Source organism: Pseudomonas sp. GW456-L12 (genome assembly GCF_059424045.1).
Genome location: NZ_JBWKZA010000021.1, coordinates 54,417 through 66,606, shown reverse-complemented (window position 1 = coordinate 66,606; position 12,190 = coordinate 54,417). Strand labels below are relative to the sequence as shown.

The following is a 12,190-nucleotide window of genomic DNA, read 5'->3' as shown; positions in this document are numbered from 1 at the left end:
CGAAAAATTTCAAACCCACCGCGCACTCCTGTAGCCGCTGCCGCAGGCTGCGATCGACCCGAAGGGGCGCGGCGGTTCCAGGATCGCCGAAGGCCTGCGGCCTTATCGCAGCCTGCGGCAGCGGCTACAGAGAACCGTGGACGCCTCTGTCACAGCCCCTTGATGGTCTGGCTACGCTGCCCATGCACACCCACCGGCACGTCGCCCTTGAGGGTCACGCGGCGGACCACGCGGTCCTGGGTGCCGTAGTCGTCGACCGCGTAATGCTGGGTCGAACGGTTGTCCCAGATCGCCACGTCACCGGCGGTCCAGCGCCAGCGCACGGTGTTTTCCAGACGCGTGACATGGCTTTGCAACAGGTTGAACAGGTGCGCCGAATCGGCCTGGGTGTAGCCCTTGATGCGTTTGACGAAATGCCCGAGCACCAGGCTCTTCTCGCCGCTCACCGGGTGCACGCGCACCAGCGGGTGCTCGGTCTCGTAGACGGTGGAGGTGAACACCTTGCGGTAGCGCTCCAGCTTCTCCGCCGACACGTCCGGCTTGGCCCCGGCGTAGTCGTATTCGTTGCTGTGCACCGCCCAGAGCTTGTCCGCCAGCTCGCGCAGCTCCACCGGCAGTTCGTTGTAGGCGGTGGCGGTGTTGGCCCAGACCGTATCGCCACCGGAGGCCGGCGCCACCACCGAACGCAGGATCGAGGCCTTCGGGTAGGCATCGACGAAGGTCACGTCGGTGTGCCAGGAGTTGGCGCGCTGGCCCTCGGCGCCGTCCAGTTCGAGCAGGTAACGGGTGCCGTCGCGCACCGGCACGGTGGGGTGCGCCACCGGCTCGCCGAGCAGGTGGGAGAAGGCTTCCTGGCTCTGGTCGTCGAGGTGGGCCTGGCCACGGAAGAAGATCACCTTGTAGTCCACCAGCGCCTGCTGGATGGCTTCGACCGTGGCGGCGTCCAGCTCGCCGGAGAGTTGCACGCCACGGATCTCGGCGCCGATACGGCCGGCCACCGGGTGGATCTCAAGCGCATGAACAGCGGGTTTAACGGCTAGTGCGGCATTGCTCATCGGGTAGACCCTCGTCTGACTGCTTACGGTTGAGCGGCAGCGAAACAACGCTCTATCTATATTCACTTTAGATCTAATAGATATTCACATGCTTCGTTGACGGAATAAGAGCTTGCATTTAAAACCTCATTCCTCACTCGTCGCAAATGCCTTCGGGCTATTTTTCGGATGCCGGGAAAGCATATGGATCTTCGCCAATTGCGTTACTTCATCGCCCTCAACGAACACCGCAGTTTTGTCCGCGCGGCCGACGCCATGGGCATCACTCAGCCGGCCTTCAGCCGCAGCATCCAGGGCCTGGAGCAGGAGTTCGGCTGCGTGCTGGTGGACCGTGGCAACAAGGATTTGCGTCCCACCCCGGAAGGCCAGGTGGTGTTGCAGCACGCCCTGAGCCTGGTGCAGGGCGCGGCCTTGCTGAGCAGCGAAGTGACGCAGATGACCAAGCTCGACGCTGGCGAGCTGCGCTTCGGTTGCGGCCCGGCGCCGGCGGTGAAACTGGTGCCCGACGCGGTGGCGCAATTCACCGGCATCCACCCCAAGGTGCGCATCTGCCTGGAGGTGGATAACTGGGAAAAACTCAGCCGCAGCCTGAGCCGCGAAGAGATCGAATTCTTTATCGCCGACATCCGCCATTTCGAAGCCGACCCGAACTTCCAGACCCAGCCCCTGACGCCCAAGCGCGGGGTGTTTTTCTGCCGCCCGGGGCACCCGTTGCTGGCCAAGGAAAGCCTGTCGACCAACGACATGTTCGACTACCCGCTGGCCACCACGCTGATCCCGCCGGGGATCCGCAAGCTGCTGGCCAACCTCAGCGGGCGCATCGATTTTTCCCCGACCATCCAGACCGAGCATTTCCCGGCCCTGGTGAAGATCGTGCGCCAGTCCAATGCGATTGGCGTGGGCACCGAAGAAGCCTTCGTCGAGGACATCGAACAGGGTTCCCTGGCGCTGCTGCACTGGCGCAACCTGCCGCAGAACATCGAGAGCATGAATGCCCGCTGCGGCATCGTCAGCCGCACGGGATTTCGCCTGTCGCCGGCAGCCAGCAAGATGATCGAAGTGCTGGTGGCGGTGGATCGGCAGCAGGTCAGCATGGCGTCCTAGGACGCCATCGCGGGCAAGCCTCGCTCCTACAGAAGAAGACCGTGAGCTTCTGTAGGAGCGAGGCTTGCCCGCGAAAAAACGCCCATCCAACGCCCCGTTACAACCCCGCCGCCGCCAACTGCGGCGCCACCCATTCGCTGACCTTGAACGGCTTGCGGATCAACCGCTGCTGCGCGGCCAGGTCCACCGCGTCCTGCAGTTTGCCGAGGAACACCGGGTCCAGGGTCGAGGGGAAGATTTCGCTGAAGCGCTGATCCTTGAGGTCCTGCTGCAGTACCGCCGGCGGGTAGCTGGCCAGTCCCGACACCAGCTCGATATAGGCGTCCTTGTTGCTGTCCTGGGTTAGCCACTGCACCGCCTGCTGTTGGGCCTTGAGCAGCTTCTCCACCACCTCGGGATGGGCATCGACGAAGGTGCCGCTGCCCACCAGCACCGCCTGCACGCTACCCGCGCCGCCCAGGTCCTTGGTGTTCAGCGGCACCTCGGCCAGGCCCTTGGCCTGCAAGGCGTTCAAGTTGGAACCGCCCCAGGTAGCATCGATCTGCTTCGCCGCCAGCGCCGCGACCGCCGCGCTGAAATCCAGGTTGATGATCTTCAGGTCCTTCTCGCTCAGACCCTGGCTAGCCAGCGCGGCATCCAGCGACAACTGCGTGGCCGTGCCGCGGAACACCGCGACCCGTTTGCCCTTGAGGTCCTGCAAGGTCTTGATCCCCGACCCCGGCACCACTCCCAGGTACTGCTTGACCCCACGGGCAGTGGCGCTCAGCAGGCGGGTGTCCAGGCCGTTGGACTTGCCGATGATTGCCGCCAGGTCCCCCAGGTAGGCCAGGTCCACCTGACCGTTGGCGAAGGCCTCGTTGATCACTGGGCCGGCGCCCTTGAAGTAGTTCCACTGGATGCTGATGCCCTGGTCGGCGAAGGCCTTTTCGAAGATCTGCTGCTGGCGCAGCACGTCCGTCACCCCGCCACCGCTGTGCTGGGTGCCGGCGCTGAGGTCCGGCACGGCGATGCGGATCTGCTTGAGCTCATCCGCCTGGGCCAGCAGCGGCAGGTATCCCAGGAGCCCCGCCAGGGCCGGCGCGGCGAATAGACTGAGGACGCGTTTGAAGGGAAGGTTCATAAGGTGTGGCTCCTGGCTGCGACGGGCATTGAGGAGCAGAAGGTAGGCTCAAGGCGATCAAAGCTTTAAATACTATAAATTCACATTTTAATAACCTGTTCGAATAAACCAGCCAGGACGCGGCTCTGCGCGGCGTATGCATGGTCAGCATCGAAAATATTCTCCAAATGCATTGGATGCGGCGTGCCTGGAGGCCTTAAATGGCCTCTCTTATCTCCAAATAGAATTGATATAACTTTTTATATAACCAAACACGAACTATAGGAGCGAGCTTGCTCGCGATAGGCCGCAGGCCGGTTTTGGCCCCGATGCCGCTATCGCGAGCAAGCTCGCTCCTACAGAAAGAAGACGGTTGAAATCAGCAAGAAACCCGACAACGGAGGTCGTCCATGGCCCGTGTTTCCCTTCTCAGCTTGCCGTTGGCCGCGCCCGCCGATAAGCCGCTGTCCTGGCCGCGCATCCACCGGCGGCTGTTGCCCTGGCTGCTGCCCCTGGGCCTGTTCGCCCTGTGGTGGCTGGCCAGCCGTAATGCCTGGATGAGCGAGCAGATCCTGCCGTCACCGGCATTGGTCTGGAGCAGCGCGCTCGAGCTGGCCGGCGGCGAGCTGTGGAGCCATCTGGCGATCAGCCTGCAACGGCTGGCCTGGGGCCTGCTGGCGGGCATCGGCGCCGGTGCCGTGCTGGGCGCGGCGCTGGGTTCCAGCCGGCGCCTGGAACGCCTGGTGTTCCCCACCTTCGCCGCCCTGTCCCAGGTTCCGACCCTGGCCTGGATTCCGCTGTTCATGGTGTTTTTCGGCATCGGCGAACTGCTCAAGCTGGTGGTGCTGGTCAAGGCCATCGTGGTGCCGGTGACCCTGCATACCCTGGTCGGCGTGCGCGACGCCCAGCCCAGATTGCGCGAAGCCGCCGCCGTGCTGCGCCTGCCGCCGCACCTGCTGATCCGCCGGCTGGTACTGCCCGCCGCCCTGCCCGCCTTCATGGCCGGCGTGCGCCTGGCCCTGGCCGCCGGCTGGACCTCGCTGCTGGCGGTGGAGCTGCTGGCCTCCAGCGAAGGCATCGGCTACCTGATGGTCTGGGCGCGCCAGCTGTTCATGCTGGATATCGTCTTCGTCTGCATCGGGGTGATCGGGGTGATGGGCGTGGCCATGGACCGCGGCATCGGCCTGCTGGACAAGGCCCTGGTGCACTGGCCGCACCCGGCCATCGCGCAGATCCGCCGCGGCCCGCGCTACCAGGGCTGGCAACGCCTGCAGCCGTGGCTGCTACCGCTGTTCCTGCTGGCGCTGTGGCAAGTGGCGAACCAGTTGGAATGGATCGACGCCAATATCCTGGTGAGCCCGCTGGCGGTGCTGCAAACCACCTGGAACGGCCTGCTCGACGGCAGCCTGTCGGGCGGCCTGGGCCTGAGCCTGCGGCGCACCCTTGGCGGCCTGTTGCTGGGGGGCGGCCTGGGGTTTTCCCTGGGCCTGCTGCTGGGCCTGTCGCCTCTGAGCGAACGTCTTCTGGGGCCGACCCTGGCGGCGCTGCGGCAGATCGCCATTTTCGCCTGGGTGCCGCTGCTCACCGCCTGGTTCGGCCTCGGCGAGCTGGCGAAATGGGTATTTGTCGCGCTGGCTGCATTCTTCCCGCTGTTTATCGCCACCCAGCGCAGCGTCGCCAACCTGTCGCCGCAACTGACCGAGGCGGCGCAAGTGCTGCGCCTGAACCTCTGGCAACGCCTGCGCCGCCTGGTGCTGCCGGGCGCCGCGCCGGGGATCTTCGCCGGCCTGCGCCTGAGCCTGATCTACGCCTGGCTGGGGACCATCGGCGCGGAATATTTCATGCCGTCCAACGGCGGCATCGGCAGCCAGATGATCGGCGCCCAGCAGCTGCTGCGCATGGACCTGATCATGGCCGGCATGCTCCTGGTGGGGCTCACCGGCGCCCTGCTCAACCTTATTGGCCAACAGCTCGAAACCCGCGCCACACGCTGGAGACACGCATGAACGCACCCGCACCGTCCCCCATCGTCAGCTTCAGCCATGTGGGCAAGACCTTCGAGGTCGCCGGCGGCGAGCTGGAGGCGATCCGCGAATTCAACCTGGAGATCGCCGAGGGCGAATTCGTCGCCATCGTCGGCGCAAGCGGCTGCGGCAAATCCACCCTGCTGCGTCTGCTGATCGGCCTGGATACGCAGTTTCGCGGCGAGATCCGCGTCGACGGCAAGGCCGTCAGCGGCATCGGCGGCGAACGCGGCATCGTGTTCCAGGAACATCGCCTGTTCCCCTGGCTGACGGTCGCGGACAACATCGGCCTGGGCCTGGTCAACGAAGCCTTGAGCGCCACAGAACGGCAAACCCGCATCGCCGACTTCATCGAACTGGTGGGCCTCACCGATTTCACCCGCGCCTACCCGCACCAGCTGTCCGGCGGCATGGCGCAACGAGTAGCCATCGCCCGCGGCCTGGTAGCCAGCCCGCGCATCCTGCTGCTGGACGAACCCTTCGGCGCCCTCGACGCGCTGACCCGCCAGCAGATGCAGGACGAGCTGCTGGCGATCCGCGAGCGGGCCAGGATCACCACGGTGCTGGTCACCCATGACGTCGAGGAAGCGATCTTCCTCGCCGACCGCGTGGTGGTAATGGAACCACGCCCGGGCCGGATCAAGCGGGTGGTGGACATCGCCCTGCCCCATCCGCGCCAGCGCAGCAGTTTCGACTTCCACCAGCTGCGCGAAGAACTGCTCCACGAACTGACCCGTGACTATCACTACCAGGTGCCTTTGCCCGCCCAGATCCGTGACCTGCCACTGGCCTTTATTGCTTGCTGACAAGGAGTGAACAGATGCCGCAACGTCCCAACTTTTTGGTGATCCTGGCCGACGACCTGGGCTTTTCCGATCTCGGTGCCTTCGGCGGCGAAATCGCCACGCCGAACCTCGATGCCCTGGCCGAAGGCGGCCTGCGCCTGACCGACTTCCACACCGCGCCGACCTGCTCGCCGACCCGATCCATGCTGCTCACCGGCACCGACCACCATATCGCCGGCATCGGCACCATGGCCGAGGCCCTGACCCCGGAACTGATCGGCAAGCCGGGCTACGAGGGCCACCTCAACGACCGCGTGGTGGCCCTGCCCGAGCTGCTGCGCGACGCCGGCTACCAGACCCTGATGAGCGGCAAATGGCACCTGGGCCTGACCGCCGACCTGGCGCCCCATGCCCGGGGTTTCGAGCGTTCGTTCTCGCTGCTGCCCGGCGCCGCCAACCACTACGGTTTCGAGCCGACCTACGACGAACACACCCCAGGGCTGCTCAAATCCACCCCGGCGCTGTACATCGAGGACGACCGCTTCATCGAGCAATTGCCCAAGGATTTCTATTCCTCCGACGCCTTCGGCGACAAGCTGCTGCAGTACCTCAAGGAACGCGACCAGACCCGGCCGTTCTTCGCCTACCTGCCGTTTTCCGCGCCGCACTGGCCGTTGCAGGCGCCCGAGGAGGTGGTCGCCAAGTACCGTGGCCGCTATGACGCCGGCCCCGAGGTGCTGCGCCTGGAGCGTCTGGAAAAGCTCAAGCAACTGGGGCTGATCGAGGCCGATGTGGAGCCGCACCCGCTGCTGGGCCTGAGCGCCGAATGGGCGGCCTTGAGCGAGCAGCAGCGGCAGGTTTCCGCGCGGGCCATGGAGGTCTACGCGGCGATGGTCGAACGCATGGACTGGAACATCGGCCGGGTGGTGGACTACCTGCGCCAGCAGGGCCAGCTGGACAACACCTTTATCCTGTTCATGTCCGACAACGGTGCCGAAGGCGCGCTGCTGGAAGCCTTCCCCAAGTTCGGCCCGCAGCTGTTGACCTACCTCAACCAGCACTACGACAACAGCCTGGACAACATCGGCCGCGCCAACTCCTACGTCTGGTACGGCCCGGCCTGGGCCCAGGTCGCCACCGCGCCGTCACGCCTGTTCAAGGCCTTCACCACCGAAGGCGGGATCCGCGTGCCGGCGCTGGTGCATTACCCGCAGTTGGCGCTCAAGGGGCGGATCAGCCATGGCTTCGGCACGGTGATGGACATCACCCCGACCATTCTCGACCTGGCCGGCGTGCGTCATCCCGGCAAGCGCTGGCGCGGCAAGGAGGTGGCGCCATTGCGCGGTAAGTCGTGGCTGGGTTTCCTGTCCGGCGAGACCGCGCAGGTGCATGACGAACACACGGTCACCGGCTGGGAACTGTTCGGCCGCCGGGCGATTCGCCAGGGCCACTGGAAAGCGGTGTACATCCCCGGCCCGGTGGGCCCGGCGACCTGGCAGCTGTACGACCTGAGCCAGGACCCGGGGGAGATCCACGACCTGGCCCAGAGCGAGCCGGGCAAGCTCGACGCGCTGATCGGCCACTGGCAGCAGTACGTGGACGAAACCGGAGTGATCCTCAGCGCCTCGCCGTTCCAGCCGGATTGAGGCCGTAGCCGCTGCCGCAGGCTGCGATGGTCCGGGCCACGCTGGTCGCAGGACCTCTGGCGATTTCAAGATCGCCACGGCCGTGCCGGCCGATCGCAGCCTGCGGCAGCAGCTACAGGTTTTGACTCGCGCGATCTCTCCCTCCTTATCCTGCATCCTGCCGTCCTTGCTTGGGCACCCATTGCCATGCCTACATTTATGCATAAATGCATATTAATGCTTGTATGCATAGCTGTGTTTTTATACAGTGCACCGCCTGAGAGAATACTTCTCAATACGCCACACGCGTTGCGACTCACCCCCTCAGGATCATTCAATCTAGGAACAGGACTTCATGGCAGAAAAAAACATTCTGGTTAACCGCGGCATTCAACCCGGCACCAGTATCGGCAGCAGCCCTTCGCACTTTGGCAACGGCTGGAACACCCGCAGCTACAACACCGACATGACCTCGGGCGCCGGCGCCGGGCTCTCCAGCACGGTCTCCGTGAATGGCGCCCCCACCAGCGGCGGTCACGCCATAGCGCAGGTCCCGTTCTACCTGATGCAAAGCGCGCTGGAAGAATCGCTGGCCGAAGGCAACGGCTGGCTCCCGTATGACGCCTATCCCGACCTGGGCATGGACTTCTGGGGCACGATCCCGATTCAGATCTACGAAACGCGTCGCGACCTGGCCGACAAATTCGACCGCGAACGCAATCAGCAGATCGCCGCCGTCAAGGCCGAACTCAACGGCGCCGGGGTGTCGCACGCCAGCGTCGACGCCATCAACCGCTCCCTCGAGTTCGTGCAGAAAAAGCTGGCCGAGTGGGAAGACAAACTGGCGGCCAGCGTTGCCAAACTGATGCAGAACCCGGCCAAGGATTACCTTGAGCGCACCATCGACAACATCCTCGCCGACCTGAGAAAGATCGGCGAGTACGACGCCCCGGCGGCGATCGATCAGGAACTGGCCGGCTTCAAGAACGCCTGCGAAACCGCCAACAACCTGGCCATCCGCGATTCGCTGGCCCAGGAAAACGCCAACCTGGTGGACAGCCGCAGCGCGCTGAACGCCATTGCCCAAGCCAAGCTGATGGCGAGCATGACCGCTATAGAACAGGGCAAGGCACTGGCCCAACAGCCGTTGTTCGACACCGATTACCTGCGCGACAAGGAAGGTGGCCTGCAGACGACCGGCTACATCCCGATGGAACAGGGCGTGCCAGTGGGCGAGTCCGGCGTGACACTGGGAGTCGGGGTGGACCTGGGCGGCAAGACCGCCGCCTCGCTGCTCAACGACGGCGTGCCGCAGAGCCTGGTGTCGATCCTCGGCGAATACACCGGGCTGCGCGGCCAGCAAGCCCTGAACAAGCTGCAGCAAAAACCGCTGGTCATTAGCGAGGCCCAGGCCAAGGAGCTGACCGGCATCTACTTCGAGATCATCTCGTCGGCCGTGGAACGACGCGTCAACAATGCCGCCGGTGCCGGGAAATTCCGCAGCATTCCCTACCAGACCCGTACCGCGATCATCGATCTGTCGTACCAGTACAGCGACAACCTCGCGGCAAGGACGCCGAAAACCTGGGGGATGATCATCGGCGGCGACTGGAAAGGCCTGGTGCAGGAGTTGAACAACTTCGGCGACGCCTACCCGACCCGCAGGAAAGCCGAAGCCAAGCTGATTCAAAGTGATATCGACATGGGCCTGCTCAAGTAAAACAACGCCCGCGCCAGGCTCAAGCCATGGCGCGGGCCTCAGCCTCGGGTGATGCCGCAGGCCGGGGTTTTCGGCAGTTCCTTGACCACGACGTAATGCCCGGCCCGGTTTGTCTCGACCAGCAACGGCGAAGCGAACAGGTAGCTGCCGCGCAGGTTATGGTCGACAAAACAGATCGTGATCGCCTTATCTCCCCGCTCCATCACCCTTACGCTATAGATCCAGCTCCGGTCTGCGTCCACAGCGCTGTAAGCACCCTCTCTTTTCGTATCCTTCTCATAAACCCGATAGGGCGTCTGACCTAACGTGGTCCCATCCGGGTAGTGCGCCGGCCGCAAAGAGTTGCGAAAGGTATTCACCTCGAGATTCTTCAAGATGTTCAACGCCAGCGCCCCGTCGTTGTCGCCTGCTGTCGAGTCGGCCAGTGACACGCCGCCGACACCCATCAAGGCTCCGGCGATCAGAAGCCTTACCGCACTTTTCATACCCTCTCCCTGTCGATAGCCATCCGCTGCCACCGGGCTCTTCCCGGCACCGCGCTACCTTGGCTTAACGTTATCAATCCTTGGATATTTAACCAGAGAGAGGGAACGCTCGCTCAGGCCCGGGCCGTCCGCACCTCTTCCCTCGCCACCTGTTCCTTGCGGATAAAGCGGTTGGCCCGGCCAAAGGTGCCAAAATCGTTGAAGCGCACGCCCATCTCAGCCATCACCTTGTGCGCCACCGGCGCGGTCAGCTGGCGGATGTAGAAGGGTTCCTTGACCACGAAATGGTGGATGCCGTGGGTGCTGCCGAAATTGCAGCAGAACGCCTGCAACGGCCACAGCCACCAGGGGTTGAGCACCTGGGTCTGCTGGATCACGTTGCCCGCTTCGATGTCGCCGTAGTAGTGCATGTTCGAGCTGACAAAATGCAGGCAGAAGGTGCGCAGCACGTTGGGGCCGACGATCACCACCACGGCGATATCGAGCACCTGCATCACCGCCAGGGTGCTGGCCGACCACTCGATCGGCGCACCCAGCAGCGCGGCGACGCCATTGGCGGCGTGGAAGCCTAAGAACACATACCAGGCCCCCCAGTGCAACAGCGCCAGCGGTGCGTACACCTTCAGGGTGCGCTTGAGGATGCTGCGCTTGTGCGCCCAGGTCCTGGCCCGCAGGGTGCGGATCAATGACGACATGACATTGTCGCCAACCATCAGCAGGCGGGCGATGCCCCAGGGCTCGCCGTTGGTGATGGCGCGCTCCTCCATGTCGGCCTCGGTGCCGGACACCTTGTGGTGATTGAGGTGCAGATGGCGGCGGATCCACGGGTTGATGGTGCTCGGCCGCGCTAGCCAGACCAGCGCCAGCATCAGGTTGTGGGGGACGCGCTGCTTGCGGAAATACATGCTGTGGATCAGGTCGTGCTCCAGCTCGTGGGTCAAGGAGGCGAAAAACGCGTTGAGCAGCAGGCAGGCCCACCAGGCCATGTACCCGCCGATATAGAGCGCCGCCGTGCCGATCATCCCGGCCAGGGCCAAGGCCAGGATGCCTGCGCCCAGCGCGTCCTGATGCTTGAGCAGCGGGTAGCGCTCGCGCAACTCGACGCCCCTGGCCAGCACCACCTCGCGAATACGCGCCGATCGTTGCTGTGCATTCAGCCGGTCGGGACTTGCAGAAGTACCGTACATGCTTCCATCCTCTGGTTATTGATGTTCGCATCCTGCCCTGCGCCCGCGCGCCGGGCGCTAGCCGCGGACGCCAACCTGTTGACCGGACGCGCCAACCGCCATGACCGAACCCACTTCCCTCGCCAGCTGGACCCGCGCCCTGCGCAAGCAGCTCGATGCCCTGGGCCTCGACAGCACCGCCTTGTGCCACCAGGCCGGCCTCGACCCACAGCTGATGGACGATCCCAACGCGCGTTACCCGCTGTCGGCCACCACCCGCCTGTGGCAGCTGGCGGTGCAGGCCAGCGGCGACCCGGCCATAGGCCTGCGGGTCTCGCGCTTCGTCAGCCCGACCACCTTCCATGCCCTGGGTTATGCGCTGGTGGCCAGCGGCAGCCTGCGGGAAGTGTTCGAGCGCATCGTGCGTTATCACCAGGTGGTCAGCGACGCCCTGGAGCTGGAGCTGACCCGCACCGAGGACCGCTATCGCTTTCGCCTGAAGGTCCCCGAGGGCAATCCGGAGCCGGCGGTCGAGGCCATCGACGCCTTTGTCGCGATCTACGTGCGCACCTGCCGCAACCGCCTGGGCCGCGACTACGCGCCGCTGGCGGTGTACCTGCGGCGCCCCGAGCCGGCGGACCCCAGGCAATGGCACACGGTGTTTCGCGCGCCGGTGTTTTTCGGCGCCGACGAGGATCGCCTGGAGTTCGGCCTGCACGATTTCGACAGCCACCTGGACGACGCCAACCCGGAACTGGCCGAGCACAACGAGGCGGTGCTCAAGCGCACCCTGATGCAACTGCAACCTTTGACCTGGGAGCGCAAGGTGCGCGGGGTGATCGAGGCCCAGCTGCCGGAAGGCGAACCTTCGGCCGAACGTGTGGCCCAGGCCCTGCACCTGAGCCTGCGCAGCCTGCAACGCCACCTGGCGGACGAGGGTTGTCGCTTCGACACCCTGCTCAACGAATGCCGGGAGAACCTCGCCCTGCTGCACCTGCGCGATCCGCAGTGCTCCCTGAGCGAGATCAGCTACCTGCTGGGGTTCGCCGACGCCAGCAGCTTCAGCCGCGCGTTCAAGCGCTGGACCGGGATGACCCCGGGGCAGTTTCGCGATGGGTTGCGTTAGC

The 12,190-nt window shown here is 64.7% G+C and carries 10 protein-coding genes; 6 read left to right on the top strand and 4 right to left on the bottom strand.

From position 1 onward, the window contains the following. Positions 1 to 149: 149 nt before the first annotated feature. The gene (locus tag AC07Y9_RS22850; protein WP_102679923.1) at positions 150 to 1,055 is read right to left on the bottom strand and encodes a TauD/TfdA dioxygenase family protein; all 906 of its coding nucleotides are present in this window, start codon (positions 1,053 to 1,055) and stop codon (positions 150 to 152) included. Between the two features lie 183 nt (positions 1,056 to 1,238). On the opposite strand from AC07Y9_RS22850, the gene AC07Y9_RS22845 reads away from it, so the two are divergent. Next, a complete protein-coding gene (locus AC07Y9_RS22845; protein ID WP_102679924.1) occupies positions 1,239 to 2,159 on the top strand; it encodes a LysR family transcriptional regulator in 921 nt (306 codons plus the stop codon). A 97-nt stretch (positions 2,160 to 2,256) separates the two neighbouring features. Here AC07Y9_RS22845 and AC07Y9_RS22840 read toward each other — a convergent pair whose 3' ends face one another. After that, a complete protein-coding gene (locus AC07Y9_RS22840) occupies positions 2,257 to 3,279 on the bottom strand; it encodes an ABC transporter substrate-binding protein (RefSeq protein WP_087092343.1) in 1,023 nt (340 codons plus the stop codon). 389 nt (positions 3,280 to 3,668) lie between these two features. Between AC07Y9_RS22840 and AC07Y9_RS22835 the strand changes: the two genes are divergently transcribed. The 4 genes from AC07Y9_RS22835 (at position 3,669) to AC07Y9_RS22820 (ending at position 9,412) form a co-directional block, all read left to right on the top strand. Then, positions 3,669 to 5,264: an ABC transporter permease gene (locus tag AC07Y9_RS22835; RefSeq protein ID WP_102680826.1), complete on the top strand. Its 1,596-nt coding sequence runs from the start codon at positions 3,669 to 3,671 to the stop codon at positions 5,262 to 5,264. Then, a complete protein-coding gene (locus tag AC07Y9_RS22830; RefSeq protein WP_102680825.1) occupies positions 5,261 to 6,088 on the top strand; it encodes an ABC transporter ATP-binding protein in 828 nt (275 codons plus the stop codon). Before AC07Y9_RS22835 ends, AC07Y9_RS22830 begins: the two co-directional genes overlap by 4 nt. Positions 6,089 to 6,102: 14 nt before the next feature. Then, on the top strand, positions 6,103 to 7,713 hold the full coding sequence (locus tag AC07Y9_RS22825) for an arylsulfatase (RefSeq protein ID WP_102680824.1): 1,611 nt from the start codon (positions 6,103 to 6,105) through the stop codon (positions 7,711 to 7,713). 334 nt (positions 7,714 to 8,047) lie between these two features. Beyond that, positions 8,048 to 9,412, top strand: coding sequence for a pesticin C-terminus-like muramidase (locus tag AC07Y9_RS22820; protein ID WP_102680823.1), 1,365 nt, complete (start codon positions 8,048 to 8,050; stop codon positions 9,410 to 9,412). Positions 9,413 to 9,450: 38 nt separating this feature from the next. Here the strand turns inward: AC07Y9_RS22820 and AC07Y9_RS22815 are convergent, their stop codons facing one another. Next, positions 9,451 to 9,897, bottom strand: coding sequence for a pesticin immunity protein (locus AC07Y9_RS22815; RefSeq protein WP_087092339.1), 447 nt, complete (start codon positions 9,895 to 9,897; stop codon positions 9,451 to 9,453). Positions 9,898 to 10,010: 113 nt separating this feature from the next. After that, entirely contained in the window at positions 10,011 to 11,084 is a 1,074-nt protein-coding gene (locus AC07Y9_RS22810) for a fatty acid desaturase (RefSeq protein ID WP_102680822.1), read from the bottom strand. Positions 11,085 to 11,184: 100 nt separating this feature from the next. On the opposite strand from AC07Y9_RS22810, the gene AC07Y9_RS22805 reads away from it, so the two are divergent. Next, entirely contained in the window at positions 11,185 to 12,189 is a 1,005-nt protein-coding gene (locus tag AC07Y9_RS22805) for an AraC family transcriptional regulator (protein WP_009041634.1), read from the top strand. The last annotated feature ends 1 nt before the right edge of the window (position 12,190 follow it).